Genomic DNA, 16,795 nt, shown 5'->3' with positions numbered 1-16,795 from the left:
TATCAATAATAAACGGTGGTTACTATGTCAACAAATTACAACATCAACTTAACTGATAATGCACTAAAAAAAATCCACTCTCTTGCAGAGCAGGAAGGAGATAAGAGTTCCGTTTTACGGGTTGCAGTTTCAGGCGGTGGATGTTCTGGCTTCAAATACAATTTTCTTATGGATCAAATGAATAAAAATCTATCTTTGGATGATGAAGATGATGATTACGATGATGAGTTTGATGACGAAGACGAAGATGATGATTATGAAGAAAGCGAGGACTATAGAAGCCATTCCAGTTTTAGCGAAAAAGGTAAAGATATAGTAATTAATGATGAAAATGGTAATCCTGTATTAATGGTTGATAATTGTTCAGCAAAATTTTTAAATAACTCAGTTATAGATTATACTGAGGATCTCAGTGGTTCTGGTTTTCAAATAAAGAATGCCTTTGCTAAGTCTCAATGTGGTTGTGGTAACAGTTTTTCGGTTTAATTATTACTAAAACTTAGATGCCTTCTGGATCTTTTAAACATGGGTGGTAATGTAGCACTAGAACTAACTTCCGTAGATAAAAGCTTCAAGAACAATTCTGCTGTTGTAAAGGATATCAACTTAAGTGTCACAAGAGGGCAAGTAGTAGCGCTGATTGGCGATTCAGGTGCAGGGAAAACAACTATATTGCAAATCGCAGGCTTGTTGGACAAGCCAACTTCAGGTATAGTTACGATAGATGGAATAAATTGCACACAAGCCAGTAATAAGCATAAAACTCATGTAAGAAGAAATTTTCTTAGTTTTGTTTATCAATTTCACTATTTGTTACAAGAGTTATCGGTGTTGGAAAATATTATGCTTCCTCAACTCATTGCAGGAAAAAGCAAAGCTGAAGCAAAAAAAAATTCGCAAGCAATGTTGGAAAAATTTGGTCTGGAAAACAAAGCAAGTAGCATGGTATCTGAAGTTTCGGGTGGGGAAAGGCAGAGAGTTGCAATTGCAAGAAGCATTGTAAATTCTCCAAAGCTTTTACTTGCAGATGAGCCAACAGGAAATTTAGATCCAACAAATTCTTTTAACGTGTTTTTACTGCTACATTCATACGTAAAGGAAAATAACAGCTCTATGCTTATAGTAACACACAATCATCTCCTTGCAGAAAAGGCAGACTGCATTTTCCAATTGAGAGATCGATCATTAGTGAAGTTGTGAATAGGAAAAATAGCACAATTTCTATGCCTTATACTTATCTAACCAATGATCATTAACAGAGTACAACTCGCATGAAATGCTTTCATTGCTTTTTATACACGGACTTTTTAACTTACGCTGTTTACTTAGGGAACACCCCGATAACATAAACACAGCTAAAACAAAAAATAATAGCTTTTTAAACATAACAAAACCTTTTCATTTATATTACTACACTCATTTCTCTTGTTTGTAAAGATTAGGCATATTCTTTTACCCTTACCTCTTTTTTGACCTTTTGAAAAGAAATAGTTGCACTATTCAAGCGCAGTTTTATATAATTGTCCACGATTTGAGTCACTTCCTCTTCTTTATCCTTTAGAAAGTGATTAGTATCATCTATTATATGGTATTTCATGTGATCACTTCTTACTGAATTTATCAACCTTTTTGCTAATTCTGTTACATCGCTTTCTTCTGAGATTGTATCATTACTGCTTTGTATTATAAGCCCAGAAACTGGACAGGGAGAAAGAAAAGAAAAATCGTACTTAGTTACCGGAAGAGAAAGAGCAATAAAACCCACTATCTCAGGGCGGCGCATTGTTAGCTGCATAGCCACCCATGCTCCAAAAGAAAAACCAGCGATCCAAATTCGAACATTGCTAGGATTATGTTCCTGAAGCCAATCAATGGCTACCGCAGCGTCAGTTAATTCTCCTATACCCTTATCAAAAGTTCCGGTAGATTTTCCCACACCACGAAAGTTAATCTTCAATGCAGAAAAATTGTTATCGATAAAAGACGTATATGTACTATGTACAATTTTACTATCCATATTACCACCATATTGAGGATGATGATGTAAAACCAGCACAACCGGCGCGTTGGCATCTTTGCTTTGGTGGTATTCACCTTCTATCTTTCTTGTTGCATTATTCAAAAAAACTTCAACCATGGTAACCCCTAATAAGAACCCGCTTGACAGGTATTAATGACGTGAGTTATTAATTATGTATTAATTTCGCTGTTTTTGCAATAAATTTTTTATCGTGTTAAAGCTAACGTACATAGTTATGGCTATAGTTGATGGTAAACTTATTTAAGTGACAGATGAGTCCATTCTCTTTAGAAAATAGTGGTTGCGTATATGCTGATTACAATGCAACTGCTCCAATTAGTGAAAATGTAAAAAAAAGTATATTTGAGGTCTTGTTAAAACAAACGCTCAATCCATCATCACTACATAAAAGAGGACAAGAAGCGAGGAAGATTCTTCAGGATGCAAGAGATAACGTACGTGGTGCTATTGGCGTCTCAAGTGATAAAGAAATAGTTTTTACGTCTGGTGCAACTGAAGCGAATAACCTTGTTATGAGAGGAATAGCAGGCTACCTGCATATAATTTCAGCTATAGAGCATCCTTCAATTCTTAATTCTGCATGTAATCCATATATAATACCTGTTAATCAGGAGGGCATTGTTGACTTTTTAGAGCTAGAAAAAATTCTAAGCGAACTTAAAGGAAACAAAGCAATAGTTTCAGTTATGATGGCAAATAACGAAACCGGAGTTATTCAACCTATTGAGGAAATAGCTAAAATAGTACACAAGTTTGGAGCAATTTGCCACACTGACACTGCTCAAAGTGTTGGGAAAATTAAAGTTAATATGGAAGATTTAGGAGTGGATTTACTCACTTTATCCGCCCATAAATTTGGCGGTGTAGCAGGCAGTGGAGTTTTAATATTCAATAAAGAACTTGCGATAGAACCTATTATAATAGGTGGTGGACAAGAGAAGGGATTTCGTGGTGGTACGGAAAATATTGTTGCGATTGCAGGCCTTTCTGCTGCACTGCAAAATATTCCAGACCTTCTATCAAAAATGGATGAAGTAAAGGAGCTACGTGATCAATTAGAGTGTGAATTATTAAATCTTGCCAGTGACATAAGAATCTTCGGTAAAAACTCTAAGAGGCTGCCAAACACAAGTTTTATTTATATGCCAGGAGTAAAGAGTGATGTGCAGCTTATGCATTTTGACTTGAATCATATTGCAGTTAGTAATGGCTCCGCATGTTCTTCTGGAAAAGTTGAGCCTTCCCATGTTTTGCTTGCAATGGGGGCAATAAAAGAGCAAGCAGAGTGTTCAATTAGAATCAGTATAGGTCCAGAAACTAAACCACAAGACATAAAAAAAATAGTGGATTGTTGGTATAATATCTACAAGCAGAACTCCTTGGTATAGATAATACGTGATATCATGCAGGGAGCTATAAATTAGATGTAAAAAATTCCTTTACAAGTTTCGCCAGCCCCCTTATCATAACCATACGCGTCAAGTTAAGAGATTGTGAGCAAATTTAGAGAGGTTAAAGTGGATACTCTAGCCCTTCTACGTTTGTCTTTTAATGAAAATCGCGACCAAGTTATAGTGAGTTTTTTAAGAAATGCTTTTAAACTATTAATTTTGGTTAATACTAAAAATAACTCTCTAACCCGCCTTTTTAGCTCAATAAATGCCTTTGTTAAGCTAAGTTCTGTATTCTTTTTCACTTCTGTGCAACCAACTATGCCGTGAAATATAAGAATTGCGCACAATTTAGCATATAGTTCACATAATACTCTGCATGGCTTTCCTTTTAGCTTATCAAGCCTGATATGGCTTTTATACAATTTAAATAATAACTCAATTTGCCACCTTACTCTGTAAATCGTTAATACTTGCTCAGCACTAATTTTATTTTCTGGAACATTAGTTATAAATATTGACCAGTTCAACAATTTTTGATTTCTTTTAGAGGATCTGCGATCTTGCTAATCTATTAGCTTTCCTTCTTCTGCCCATAGACTGTTCTTCAGTTAGTTTCTGACATATAATTCTTACTCTAATTTTTGCTTCTTTTCCTAACAATACCTCGTTTTCTAAAAATAACTTATCCTCTCAACATTCTAATAACTCCATTTTTTGATTTGTTTCTACATCATATATGTTGGTATCGACGACTTATGAAATAAGCTCCTATTTCATTGATTTGTTTAAAAGAACTTGGCACAAAATAACCGAGATCAGATATTAGCAAATCATTGCTTAATATATTACTTAAATGTTTCCTATATCCCTGGTCTGATCTTACCCCCTCCGTTAAATTAAGTTGGTCTATTATCTGATTCATGTAGTCGAAAACTAATTGTAACTTTATTCCAGACTTAGTATTGCTTTCATAGCCACTGTAGCTAGTACCATAACCTTTATACATCTCTTCCATACTGTTAGGTAGAGTAATATAGCTACTGTCCAATAATTTAACACTATTAAATTGCTGTAAGATTTTGCAATCAACTTGCAAGATATTTTTAAAGAGAATCACAGATTCATTATACATCCTTTTCATAAATTCCACTGCTTCTTCAGTAAATCTAAAATCCAAACCTTGTTTTGTTATATCTATCGAGTCCTCGTTTAGTAATTGACACATTGTTTCTACGCTACAATTATCAACTCCTATATTACCCAAGACCATGGCTTTTACGAATGATGAACCTTTTAGCTTTCTCTTTCTTTTTATAAACCTTGTTGTAATTGAGATTTTCTCTGCTTTTTCATTAAAAAATTCTTTGAGCTTTTTTGATAAGCAAGTTATTTTATTCATTGGTTCTCTCACTAAAAGTATATCTGGGAGAACTTATACCTTATTATTCTATCTCTTTCATACCTTTATTTCCTTAACTTGACGCGTATGATCCATCATAACTGGCTTACTTTTAGTGATTCATGGAGTTAAAAAAGTCAGCATTGCTCTTTGTTAAAAGTAGTTTGTCACGTAAAAATTCCATTGCTTCAACGGGTCCCATAGGATTGAGTATCCTACGCACCACCCATATTTTATTTAGTATAGCCTTATCAACTAATAGCTCTTCCTTCCTTGTTCCGGATTTTGTAATATCAATAGCTGGAAATATACGTTTATCAGAAAGTTTTCTATCAAGTATGATCTCAGCATTTCCTGTACCTTTAAACTCTTCAAAAATAACTTCATCCATTTTTGAACCAGTCTCTATAAGAGCTGTGGCGATTATAGTTAAAGAACCCCCATTCTCAATATTACGAGCTGCTCCAAAAAAGCGTTTTGGTCTCTGCAGTGCGTTTGAATCTACACCACCAGTTAGAACTTTCCCAGACGAAGGAATAACCGCATTATAAGCACGTGCAAGTCTAGTAATATTGTCAAGTAGAATTACCACATCTTTTTTATGCTCAACCATTCTTTTAGCTTTTTCTATTACTATTTCAGCAAGCTGTACGTGACGGTAAGCAGGCTCATCGAATGTAGAACTTACTACCTCACCTTTTACAGAACGTATCATATCTGTTACTTCTTCAGGTCTTTCATCTATAAGTAACACTATTAATTCTACTTCAGGGTGATTTATAGCTATAGAGTTAGCCATTTGCTGAAGCAATACTGTTTTTCCTGTGCGAGGTGGAGCAACTACTAACGCTCTTTGCCCTTTTCCAAGAGGAGCTACTATATCTATAGCACGCATGCTTAAGCCTTTTTTATCATCACCATTATTACACTCAAGTACTATGCTTTCCTCAGGATAAAGAGGAAGCAAATTATCAAAATGGACGTACTTTCTTAATTCACTTACTTCAGTAGAGTTTATACTTTGAACCTTAGTTAAAGTAAAATATCTCTCTTTATCACCAGGTGGCCTTATTTCTCCATATGCCATATCTCCTGTACGTAAATTAAACTTCTTTATTTGCCCGTTAGAAATATAAACATCATCGGTACTTGGGGCATAATTTGCACTTGCTGAACGTAAGAAACCAAAACCATCAGGCAATATTTCCACTATTCCACTCCCTGTGGTTATGCCTCCTTCTTCACTCATTTTTTTCATTAAGCTGAATATTATTTCCTGCTTTAGCATTCTACCATTGCTTTTACCGTTAGTTGAAATTTTTCTTTCTTCAGCTAACTCTAACAATTCTTCTGCTGTTTTCTCTTTTAATTCGCTCAGATCTAATGTTTTTCTGTTTTTCTCAGTACCTTCATTGACCATCTGTTTTACTGTATCGTTATTGTAAATTTGCTCACTTTTTTCAGGTTGAGCTGTAACCTTTCCTTTTGCCAAAACATCTTCATTGATTGTTGTCATAATCCTCCAAAAATTTTAATTGATGCTTACTAACCTAAAATGTGACTATAAGATAATAAATTAGGCTGAGTTAGTTTCAGTGCGTATTAAGCTTAATTATCATTAAACCCCGTACTTTACTTACATTATACTAATAAACACTAGCAAGTCAAGTTAATTTAATGTTAACAAAACACAAAAATTTGAGGATTTTCAATAGCTATTCTTTATATTTTTTTAACCTTTCTTGCTTCTCCTCTTCTACTTTTGCTTTTTCCACTTCTGCTTCTAAATTTTCTTGACTACATAAGCCGAGTAGTACAGGATCTTGGGGTTTTATATTTTGCATGTTATGATGAGATCCATCTCTTACCTGCTCAACTGTGTAATTTGTTGTACTAATTAATTTAGCTATAACGTTATTGTCCAAGATAGGAAATTTTTTTACTAAATAATAAATCGCATCAGGTTTATCTCTACGTCTTGCCGTAGAGGCAAAGCCAAGAATGCTACCAATCGCTTTACTCCTTTTTTTTATATTTTTTATAATCAAATTTGGTACACGATTTGGATTTTTTTTGCAATCATCGATTTCTTTTTCAGTAATTATTCCAGAAATAATAGGGTTATATTTTTCTACTTCTATTTCCTCATCAGCTATGTCTTGTACTTCTTCAAGGGCCAATCTGCAACATTGTGCTATTTGATTAAAAGTTAAACCAGTGTTGTCTACTAACCAAGCAGCTATTTGCACTAGAAACTGTTTATTTCTATCGTTATTGCCCTTAGAAGATTCCATTGACATCAAAAAAGCATCTCCCATTTAAAGTATCCCTTACTGTTATACAGAGCTAAAATATAAACTATTAAAACTAAAAAAGCATTAATTTTGTCATTCAATAACTTTTTGTTTGTCACTTCCCACCTCTTAAGTTAATTAAATGCGCTTACCTTTAAGCATATTTCAAACAAAATATTTCCCCTTTCTAAGGTATAGTATAACTCAGTTAAACATATGTTCCTATTTAAGATTAGAGAGTTAAATTTTAAGTTAATATATTATATATATTATCTAATAAAGCAACAGGTTTACAAGTATTAAATTATCACTATTCTATAATTAACCATTAATTAACTGAGTTTAAAATGAATGTTAAAAATTTTTTCACTAAAATAACCGTTGTCCTTTTAGCTTGCTTGTTAATCTTTGTGGGAGTTGGCAACCTTTTATCAGGTGATGATGAAAAAGAAGAGGTAGCTAGGGTTGGAAAAGAAGTTATAACGTCAGATGAGTATAAGTCGCTATATCAAAATTATGGAAAACAAATTTCTGGATCTGATGCGAGTAGAGAACAAGTAAAAAAGCTGAAATATGATTTGCTTAACGCACTTATAGAGCAAAAACTATTGTTTAACCTAACTAGTGAGCTGGGGTTGACAGTTGGAGAAGAATCTATAAAAAACCATATTAAAAACACCAAATACTTTCAAAATGATAAAGGTGAATTTGACAAAAATAAATTCTATGAAACGCTAAATGACCTGCATATGACAGAGAAAGAGTATATAGCAAAGCTAGAGAAAGTCCTGCCTGCAATGATGTTCATGACTTCATTATTTAAAGATAATTATCCAGTAACTTTTGGCGAGAAAATTGATGAGCAGATATACAAAAGTCGCTACCAAACTAGAGTAGTTGATATTGTTAAAATAACTGAAGATGCAGTTACAAACATTCCTGAACCAGATGATCAAGCCTTACTTGATTTGTACGAAAGAAATAAATCCCATTTTTATTATCCTGAGTATCGAACTGCGCAATATATTTCCCTAGGCCAAAAGTATTTTGAAGATCAAATCAAGATCTCAGATGAAGAAGTTGATGGTATAATAGAACAACAAGAACTTAAAAATCAAAGAGATATATTCAATGCAATATTTTCTACCAAAGAAGAAGCTGAGACAGCAAGAAGAGCATTTGAGGAGGGTAAAACAAGCTTTGAACAGATAGTAGAAGAGTTTGGCAAAGCAAAACTTGAGGAAACTAGAGTAAATAATATAACTAAGGATTTTTTACCAGAAGACGTGAGAGAGAAGGTGTTTGCTCTTAAAGTAGGTGAAGTAAGTGAAGTTTTAGCAAGCAGTTTTGGTTGGCACATAGTAAAAGTGGAAAGTGCGCATCAAATCTCTGATGAAGACTTAGTTGATTTAAAAAAAGACATAAAGTCAGTTCTAACTAACCAAAAGTCTTTTGAAAGAGTCAATGATTTCATAAACCAAGTGAACTATAAGATATACAATGGTTCAGAAATTGAAGAAATATTGAGTGAATATAATTTACCTATACAAACTATTGGTCCAGTAGATGCGAGTGGAAAAGATCAAAGCGGTAATAACGTAGGAGATTCTGGTGATTTGATTTCTTTCATTTTTTCGCGAGAAAAGGATCAGAAAGGTTATTTTAAGGGCGTTGGGGACGCTGTTGTTAGTGTAAAAATCATCGATATCGTTCCACCTAAATCACAAAGTTTTGAAGAAGGCAGGGCATTAGCGGTAGAGCTTTGGCGTAGTGAGTTTATAAAAGAAAGAATGTTTAAATTCGGGCAAGAGGTTGCAGTTCAACTAAGAGAAAAAACAGATTTGGAAGAAATTCAAGGTGTGGAATTAGTTAAAGGTCAGCAGATGCACCGCAATAAAGTGGATCAACAAAACTACCCCTTTTCTTTTGTAGAAGAGATTTTCAATATGAAAACAACTGGTTCAGTGACAGATCCTATTCAATACAATAATGAAATTATAATAGGTGTTCTAAAAGAAATGCATTCATCAAATGGCAAATTAAACATGCTTGACACTGGAAAACGTGTGATGATATCGCTAAAAGAGCAATTAATTAGCTATCTGGAATCAAAGTATAAAGTCGAAGTTAATCACGCTATACTTGATGATATATAGTCAAAAATCTTATAAGTTGCTTCAAACGCATCCAGTGCCCAGACACACAACTGTACGAACATTGCGATTTGAGAGCAATCTTCACTAGAAAGGATGTCATCCCAGTGCCCAGACACTGGGATCCAGGAATTTTATTAAGTTGGTAAGCATAAAAGTAGCCGTTTTATGTTAAAATACAACGTTTTAATGATTAAAAAAAGGCTGGATTCCAGTGGGCTTTGTTGCATAGCAACTGAAAAAATCTGGTGGCTACTGACAAAATTCATTATAAAATAGCCATTTAACCTTGAAAGAAAAAATATGCCACAAAAAATGAGGGTCAGTAACCATAGCGAATATAACAAATTTCTAGAAAAAAGAGGAAATATTTTTCATTATATCAACGAAGCCATAGAAAAGTGGTACGAGAATGGTCCAAAAATACCAGGTGGCAACAATATTTATAGCGATAAAGTTGTAATTTTGGTGCACATAATAACTTGTTTATTTAGAATAGGCCTGAGGCAAACAGTTGGGTTTATAGCAGGATACCTTGAGCAAATTGGGAAAAATTTGCAAGTTATCAGCTATTCACAATCATCAAGAAGGTTTAAGAAACTCAATATTAAGATCAATGATTGCAGAAAATAATATGGAAGATATCGAAATTGCTATAGACAGTACAGGAATTAGTATATACAACAACACTCCTGGTCATAGCAAAGAAAATAGCGAAGATAGAAAGTATCGCAGCTATGAACAGACAAGAAAATTGCATGTAATGTTGAATACAAACAGCAAAAAAGCCATAGCTGTAAAATACAGTAACGGCTGATCACTATGGAGCTTGTGATTTGCTAAAAGAAGTCGATTTTCAGTATGTCATAAAAGTACTATATGCAGATAGGGCATATGACAGAGAAAAGCTCTATAAGCTGTGTAATCAATATGGTATAAAAACGAAAATTCCTCCGAAAAACAACGCAGCAGAGCATCCAAAGTTAGACTATATGGCTGAGAGAAATGCTGCAATTAGACTAATAAAATCATGCAGCGAAGATGGAATGAAGAGGTGGAAAAGGCAAACAAACTACGGAAAAAGATCTTATATAGAAAGTTTTTTCTCGCGACTGAAACAAACATTCGGGTTTAGTTTTAGGAATAAATCTGAGACAAATAGAGAGAAGGAACTACTTGTTAAATGCTATTTGCTCAATAAGTTCACTGATATTGGTATGGCTAAATTTGAGATAGCTTCATAAATTTATTGTGCGTTACCTACTATCCGAAGAGCGATGCAACAAAGCCATTCCAGTGTCAAGCACTGGAATGACACCATTTGCTGTGCAATTTACCTTCAAAAATGAATGTTCGTATAGCTGTGCGCCCGGCACTGCCCTACATTATTGGTAATTATATTATAAGGTGCAAAAGTTGTATAATTCATTTGACTTAAAACGGCTCATTGTATAAAATTGTGGCTAATATATGAATAAAGGTTAACATGGCAGTTAAAATAAGGTTGGCGAGGTTTGGCGCAAAGAAACGCCCTTTTTATAGGATAGTTGTAGCTGATTCACGAGCACCAAGAGATGGGCGTTTTATTGAGAAAATAGGACAATATGATCCAATGTTACCAAAAGACAATAAAAATCGTGTTGTGGTGAAGGCTGATAGATTAAAACATTGGCTAAGCGTAGGCGCGCAAGCAACTGAAAGAGTACTGTGGTTTATCAAAAAAGGCATAGTAACTTTAGAAACAGAACCAAAGAAAACAGAAAAGAAGAAAGTAGAGAACGAGAAAGCACAAGGGCAAGAGGCATAAGTCTCTTAAAATGCTAATAACAAACAGCGATAAATTAGACGATATTGTATCTTCTGATTTGTCAGCTATGAATGACTTTGTCTTCAAAAATGTCAATGATGAAGATGCTAAGCTTGCTACTGATATTATATCTCATCTTGTTAGGTCAGGTGGAAAAAAAATAAGGCCTAAACTAGTTTTTATTATATGTAAAATGCTAAACTATTCTGGGGAGAATAGGATCAATGTTGCTGCATCGGTAGAGTTTATACACAATGCTACTTTACTTCATGATGATGTGCTCGATGAAAGTGAGGCACGCCATGGAGTTAAAACAGCGAATAAGATTTGGGGAAATAAATCAAGCATTTTAGTTGGTGATCTATTGTTGACACTAGCATTTAGATGGCTTATAGAGTGTGGAAATTTAAATATTCTCTCTATTTTATCTAAAGCATCGTATTTACTTGTGAAGGGTGAAATAAAGCAGATGACAACACGTTTTGACCCCCACACAATCAGGGAAAATTATTTTGATATCATTGGAGAAAAGACAGCGTCTTTATTTTCTGCATGCTGTGAAGCTGCATCTACAGTATCTGGTGCAACAGATGACGAAACAGAGAGGCTAAAGAATTTTGGTTTTAATTTTGGTATGGCATTTCAAATAGTTGATGATATGCTCGATTATACTGCTAGTCAAGGCACTTCTGGAAAGCAAATCGGAAAAGACTTTTTCGAAGGTAAAGTCACCTTACCTGCTATTATAGCATACGAAAAGGGCAGTCCAGCAGAGCAAAAATTCTGGGAAAAATGCTTTTCTTCAGCTAGACACAATTTTGACCAAGCATTACACTATATTAATCACCATAATGCCATTCAGCTTTCTATGGAAAAAGCTAGACACTACATTAATATGGCACAAAATGATATTAGTACTTTTTCTGATTCTTTTTATAAAACTACTTTAATTAACTTTTTAAATGCGAGCATAGAAAGACGAATGTAGCTGGCGCTTGATATTTTCAGATTAATTGTTATATATTTATTAGATTCTTAAGGGTAATGATATGTCAGATAGCAGTAAGGAGAAAAAGAAGAAGTTTGCTGATATGGTAAGTAGGCAGAAAGGTGACGACCAACAAAGTGATAACCATAAGCAAACTGATGATTTAAATGAAGATCTCAATACATTAAGAGAACGTGCAGCTCAGCTTGAAGATCATTTACGCCGTGCTGTTGCAGATAATGAAAACGTCAAACGTATAATGCAAAAGCAAATTAGCGATGCAAGTGACTACGCAGTCACAAAACTTGCACGTGATATGATCGACTCGTGCGACAATTTAAAAAGAGTAATGGAAATTTTGAAAGACGGTGATCCTGTTCATGAGGGGATTAAAGTAGCTTATCAAAAAATTATAAATGATCTAAAAAAACATGGAATAGAGGAAGTAGATCCACTTGGTGAGCTTTTTGATAGTAATTTACACCAAGCTGTTGTGGAAAGAGAAGACAATGAAAAAAAGCCTGGCACCATTGTAGAAGTACTACAAACTGGTTATACTATCAAAAATAGGTTGCTCCGTCCTGCAATGGTTATTCTTTCTAAGAAATCTGCTGATTGTGGAAGCGATTAGCATGAGGTAAATGTATAATGACAAGTATTGTCTTTTCAGGTATCCAGCCAAGTGGCGTACTACATTTAGGTAATTATCTTGGTGCAATCAAACAGTGGATAGACTTACAGGATAAATACAAATCTCTTTTTTGTATTGTCGACCTACACGCAATCACAGCAAATAAGCTTCCCGCAAGTGAATTAAAAAGTAATATTTTCAAAACAGCAGCAGCTTATATTGCATGCGGAATAGATACAGAAAAGTCCATTATTTTTAGTCAGTCCACAGTTAGTGGTCATGCAGAACTGGGCTGGCTGCTTGGATGCTATACACCAATTGGTTGGCTTAATCGCATGACTCAATTTAAAGATAAAGCTGGCAGCGATAAACAAAAAGCCTCTCTTGGATTATATAGTTATCCAGTACTTATGGCTGCAGATATATTGTTGTATCAAACTAAATACGTTCCTGTTGGTGATGATCAAAAACAGCATTTGGAGCTTGCACGTGATATTGCATCAGCTTTTAACAATCATTATAAGCTGGATTATTTCATCGTACCTGAAATCTTAACTTTGGATTGCACATCAAGGATAATGAGCTTAAGGGATGGCACAAGCAAGATGAGTAAATCTGATCCTTCAGAACATTCGTGCATTAACCTTGATGATACGGATGACTTAATTGTCAAAAAAATAGAAAAAGCAAAAACAGATTCAATTCTAGGCTTTGCTACTTTAAAGTGCCGACCAGAAATAAGCAATTTGATAAACATTTATTCAGTGCTTAGTAATGTAAATGCAGAAAAAGTATGTGAAGAAGTGAACAAATATGACATGAAGCACTTCAAAAAAGAGTTAGCTGATTTAATTATCAGTGTTATATCACCCATACGTGAGAAAATGAATGATCTTTTAAAAGACCAATTCCATTTACATGAAATATTAAAAAAAGGCACAAAGAAAGCAGCAGAAATTGCAACCCATAATATAAAAGAAATCAAGGATATTATTGGATTTGCTCAATATCTGTAAGGTTCCAAAGTGTGATGGTGCGAACCGTCATACCGCCGCGGTATCTCAGCCGCTAACACGTAGCGGGATGACGGTTTTTCAAATTGTCGGTAAATCTAAGTCAGTTTAGCTATAGGCAGCAATTTTCTGTATTTATTTTAAGTTGAAGAAAGCTCAAATGAAAAATCGTGTTTTGCTAAAAATCACAGAATGCATTCTGGTTACAAAATTCTCTAATGGTCTTAAATAAAACTTCCAGTGAATGATTGTCAGACATATTGTGCTCTGCTGATTTTATTAAGTGTACTTCAACATCGGTTGACTTAATTTTTTCAGCTAAATTCAATGAAGTTTGATAAGGAACATCTTTATCATTAATGCTATGCAGCAAGCGCACAGGACAGTTTATATCTATTGTCTTTTTGTTTAAAAGAAGGTTCTTTCTGCCATCTTCGATCAAATTTTTAGTTATTTTGTATGTACAATGCTCTGAAGTAAAATCTATTACACCTTTAGAATCTAGTTCTTCTTTTTGCTTGCCTGACAATTGCTTGAATATCAAATCTTCAGTAAAATCGGGAGCAGACGATATACCAATTAGTGCTGCAATTTTTTCTGGAAATTGAAGGGCAGTGAGCAACATCAGCCATCCTCCCATACTTGAACCTATAATTATTTGTTTATCGCTAGTTAATTCACTCATTACTTTAGCACAATTTTTTTGCCAATCACTTATCGTGTAATCAATAAAATTACCACTTGAATGACCGTGACCAAAATAATCAAATAGCACAAGTGCTACGTCATTTTCTTGGCAAAATTTGTAAATAGCAGTTGCTTTAGTTCCATCCATATTGGATGCAAATCCACCGAAAAAAACTACAGAAGCTTTCTTTCCTTGTAGCTTTCGATATGCTATGTGACCATTATTTCCATCAAACAATTTACAATAATCCATACTACTTTGGCAAAGCAACCGGGCTATCACTCAATTGATGCAAATAACTAACTAGATCTGCAATTTCTTGTGGATTGGAAATACCTGCAAATGCCATACGTGTACCTTTTATATAGGCTTTTGGGTTCTTTAAAAAGGCAAATAGCTCCTCATACCCCCATTTTCCACCTCTTTCAAGCACTGCTTTTGAGTAATTGAATGAGTTACCAAGATGGGCCTTTTTATTTCCAACTATGTTCCATAAGTTTGGTCCTACTTTATTCATTCCACCTTTCTCAAAACTATGGCAGGCTATACATTTTTTTGCTGCTGATTTACCTTTCTCAAAGCTAGCATTCTGCATGAGCGCTCCAATATCAAGCGCCACTTGCTCGATTTTTTGCTGGAACTCATTGCTGCCAGCAGCTACTATCGTTTGGTGTTCAATCTTATATTCTTCTGGACTGTAAAGCATATCAACTACATTACTAACTATCATAATGATTAGCCCAGAAAGTAAAATCGATGCTGCAATCTTATTAAGCTCCATAGTTAATTTTTATTAAGTAATGTTACTTAAATTATGCGAATATTTTCGCAAATAGCAACCAATTACCTTGAAGCTCGCTAAAGATGAGCATACGCGTCAAGTTAAGAGATTGTGAGCAAATTTAGAGAGGTTAAAGTGGATACTCTAGCCCTTCTACGTTTGTCTTTTAATGAAAATCGCGACCAAGTTATAGTGAGTTTTTTAAGAAATGCTTTTAAACTATTAATTTTGGTTAATACTAAAAATAACTCTCTAACCCGCCTTTTTAGCTCAATAAATGCCTTTGTTAAGCTAAGTTCTGTATTCTTTTTCACTTCTGTGCAACCAACTATGCCGTGAAATATAAGAATTGCGCACAATTTAGCATATAGTTCACATAATACTCTGCATGGCTTTCCTTTTAGCTTATCAAGCCTGATATGGCTTTTATACAATTTAAATAATAACTCAATTTGCCACCTTACTCTGTAAATCGTTAATACTTGCTCAGCACTAATTTTATTTTCTGGAACATTAGTTATAAATATTGACCAGTTCAACAATTTTTGATTTCTTTTAGAGGATCTGCGATCTTGCTAATCTATTAGCTTTCCTTCTTCTGCCCATAGACTGTTCTTCAGTTAGTTTCTGACATATAATTCTTACTCTAATTTTTGCTTCTTTTCCTAACAATACCTCGTTTTCTAAAAATAACTTATCCTCTCAACATTCTAATAACTCCATTTTTTGATTTGTTTCTACATCATATATGTTGGTATCGACGACTTATGAAATAAGCTCCTATTTCATTGATTTGTTTAAAAGAACTTGGCACAAAATAACCGAGATCAGATATTAGCAAATCATTGCTTAATATATTACTTAAATGTTTCCTATATCCCTGGTCTGATCTTACCCCCTCCGTTAAATTAAGTTGGTCTATTATCTGATTCATGTAGTCGAAAACTAATTGTAACTTTATTCCAGACTTAGTATTGCTTTCATAGCCACTGTAGCTAGTACCATAACCTTTATACATCTCTTCCATACTGTTAGGTAGAGTAATATAGCTACTGTCCAATAATTTAACACTATTAAATTGCTGTAAGATTTTGCAATCAACTTGCAAGATATTTTTAAAGAGAATCACAGATTCATTATACATCCTTTTCATAAATTCCACTGCTTCTTCAGTAAATCTAAAATCCAAACCTTGTTTTGTTATATCTATCGAGTCCTCGTTTAGTAATTGACACATTGTTTCTACGCTACAATTATCAACTCCTATATTACCCAAGACCATGGCTTTTACGAATGATGAACCTTTTAGCTTTCTCTTTCTTTTTATAAACCTTGTTGTAATTGAGATTTTCTCTGCTTTTTCATTAAAAAATTCTTTGAGCTTTTTTGATAAGCAAGTTATTTTATTCATTGGTTCTCTCACTAAAAGTATATCTGGGAGAACTTATACCTTATTATTCTATCTCTTTCATACCTTTATTTCCTTAACTTGACGCGTATGGCTAAAGATGAGAGTCTCTATAGCTGACCCAAGAAAGGTTTTCCTACGTCCATACCGCCGCGAACCGTCATACCGCGATTCATTCGCGGTATCTCAGCCGCTAAC

Annotated in this window: 16 protein-coding genes and 2 pseudogenes; 11 read left to right on the top strand and 7 right to left on the bottom strand. The window is 34.2% G+C overall.

Annotated elements, in window-relative coordinates:
- Positions 1–24 precede the first annotated feature (24 nt).
- Positions 25–486, top strand: coding sequence for a HesB/IscA family protein (locus tag AAGD87_RS02595; protein WP_164224387.1), 462 nt, complete (start codon positions 25–27; stop codon positions 484–486).
- 39 nt (positions 487–525) lie between these two features.
- Positions 526–1,200: an ABC transporter ATP-binding protein gene (locus tag AAGD87_RS02590; protein ID WP_010962776.1), complete on the top strand. Its 675-nt coding sequence runs from the start codon at positions 526–528 to the stop codon at positions 1,198–1,200.
- Between the two features lie 238 nt (positions 1,201–1,438).
- Here the strand turns inward: AAGD87_RS02590 and AAGD87_RS02580 are convergent, their stop codons facing one another.
- The gene (locus AAGD87_RS02580; protein ID WP_341817719.1) at positions 1,439–2,137 is read right to left on the bottom strand and encodes an alpha/beta hydrolase; all 699 of its coding nucleotides are present in this window, start codon (positions 2,135–2,137) and stop codon (positions 1,439–1,441) included.
- Positions 2,138–2,292: 155 nt separating this feature from the next.
- Between AAGD87_RS02580 and AAGD87_RS02575 the strand changes: the two genes are divergently transcribed.
- A complete protein-coding gene (locus AAGD87_RS02575) occupies positions 2,293–3,429 on the top strand; it encodes a cysteine desulfurase family protein (protein WP_341817718.1) in 1,137 nt (378 codons plus the stop codon).
- Between the two features lie 95 nt (positions 3,430–3,524).
- Here AAGD87_RS02575 and AAGD87_RS02570 read toward each other — a convergent pair.
- The 3 genes and pseudogenes from AAGD87_RS02570 to AAGD87_RS02560 form a co-directional block, all read right to left on the bottom strand.
- A pseudogene (locus tag AAGD87_RS02570) lies at positions 3,525–4,834 on the bottom strand (IS4 family transposase).
- 112 nt (positions 4,835–4,946) lie between these two features.
- The gene (rho, locus tag AAGD87_RS02565; protein WP_007549497.1) at positions 4,947–6,350 is read right to left on the bottom strand and encodes a transcription termination factor Rho; all 1,404 of its coding nucleotides are present in this window, start codon (positions 6,348–6,350) and stop codon (positions 4,947–4,949) included.
- Positions 6,351–6,549: 199 nt separating this feature from the next.
- Positions 6,550–7,152: a cell cycle transcriptional regulator TrcR gene (locus tag AAGD87_RS02560; RefSeq protein WP_010082495.1), complete on the bottom strand. Its 603-nt coding sequence runs from the start codon at positions 7,150–7,152 to the stop codon at positions 6,550–6,552.
- A gap of 323 nt (positions 7,153–7,475) precedes the next feature.
- On the opposite strand from AAGD87_RS02560, the gene AAGD87_RS02555 reads away from it, so the two are divergent.
- From AAGD87_RS02555 to trpS, 8 genes are all read left to right on the top strand, one after another.
- On the top strand, positions 7,476–9,284 hold the full coding sequence (locus AAGD87_RS02555; RefSeq protein ID WP_264339500.1) for a peptidylprolyl isomerase: 1,809 nt from the start codon (positions 7,476–7,478) through the stop codon (positions 9,282–9,284).
- 300 nt (positions 9,285–9,584) lie between these two features.
- Positions 9,585–9,914, top strand: coding sequence for a transposase (locus AAGD87_RS02550; RefSeq protein WP_007548762.1), 330 nt, complete (start codon positions 9,585–9,587; stop codon positions 9,912–9,914).
- The gene (locus tag AAGD87_RS02545) at positions 9,898–10,098 is read left to right on the top strand and encodes a hypothetical protein (protein ID WP_010082383.1); all 201 of its coding nucleotides are present in this window, start codon (positions 9,898–9,900) and stop codon (positions 10,096–10,098) included. Before AAGD87_RS02550 ends, AAGD87_RS02545 begins: the two co-directional genes overlap by 17 nt.
- A 19-nt stretch (positions 10,099–10,117) precedes the next feature.
- Complete coding sequence (locus AAGD87_RS02540; RefSeq protein ID WP_264339099.1) at positions 10,118–10,525, top strand: transposase; 408 nt, start codon at positions 10,118–10,120, stop codon at positions 10,523–10,525.
- Positions 10,526–10,767: 242 nt separating this feature from the next.
- Positions 10,768–11,088, top strand: a complete 321-nt coding sequence (rpsP, locus tag AAGD87_RS02535) for a 30S ribosomal protein S16 (protein WP_006279266.1) — start codon at positions 10,768–10,770, stop codon at positions 11,086–11,088.
- A gap of 10 nt (positions 11,089–11,098) precedes the next feature.
- Positions 11,099–12,076 (top strand): polyprenyl synthetase family protein, encoded by a 978-nt coding sequence (locus AAGD87_RS02530; RefSeq protein ID WP_264339502.1) that lies wholly within the window; start codon positions 11,099–11,101, stop codon positions 12,074–12,076.
- Positions 12,077–12,137: 61 nt separating this feature from the next.
- A complete protein-coding gene (locus AAGD87_RS02525) occupies positions 12,138–12,707 on the top strand; it encodes a nucleotide exchange factor GrpE (protein WP_155969407.1) in 570 nt (189 codons plus the stop codon).
- Positions 12,708–12,724: 17 nt separating this feature from the next.
- Positions 12,725–13,723, top strand: coding sequence for a tryptophan--tRNA ligase (gene trpS, locus AAGD87_RS02520; protein ID WP_341817717.1), 999 nt, complete (start codon positions 12,725–12,727; stop codon positions 13,721–13,723).
- Positions 13,724–13,898: 175 nt separating this feature from the next.
- Here the strand turns inward: trpS and AAGD87_RS02515 are convergent, their stop codons facing one another.
- The 3 genes and pseudogenes from AAGD87_RS02515 to AAGD87_RS02505 all read right to left on the bottom strand — a co-directional run bounded on the left by AAGD87_RS02515 (position 13,899) and on the right by AAGD87_RS02505 (position 16,600).
- On the bottom strand, positions 13,899–14,660 hold the full coding sequence (locus AAGD87_RS02515; protein WP_265024257.1) for an alpha/beta hydrolase: 762 nt from the start codon (positions 14,658–14,660) through the stop codon (positions 13,899–13,901).
- A 1-nt stretch (position 14,661) separates the two neighbouring features.
- On the bottom strand, positions 14,662–15,189 hold the full coding sequence (locus AAGD87_RS02510) for a c-type cytochrome (protein WP_010082469.1): 528 nt from the start codon (positions 15,187–15,189) through the stop codon (positions 14,662–14,664).
- A 101-nt stretch (positions 15,190–15,290) separates the two neighbouring features.
- Positions 15,291–16,600: pseudogene (locus AAGD87_RS02505) on the bottom strand (IS4 family transposase).
- Positions 16,601–16,795: the final 195 nt, after the last annotated feature.

It is taken from the genome of Wolbachia endosymbiont (group A) of Pherbina coryleti, assembly GCF_964026875.1.
GTDB lineage: Bacteria > Pseudomonadota > Alphaproteobacteria > Rickettsiales > Anaplasmataceae > Wolbachia > Wolbachia pipientis.
Note: the sequence above shows the minus strand (reverse complement) of the source record. Positions and strands in the feature narration are given on the sequence as shown.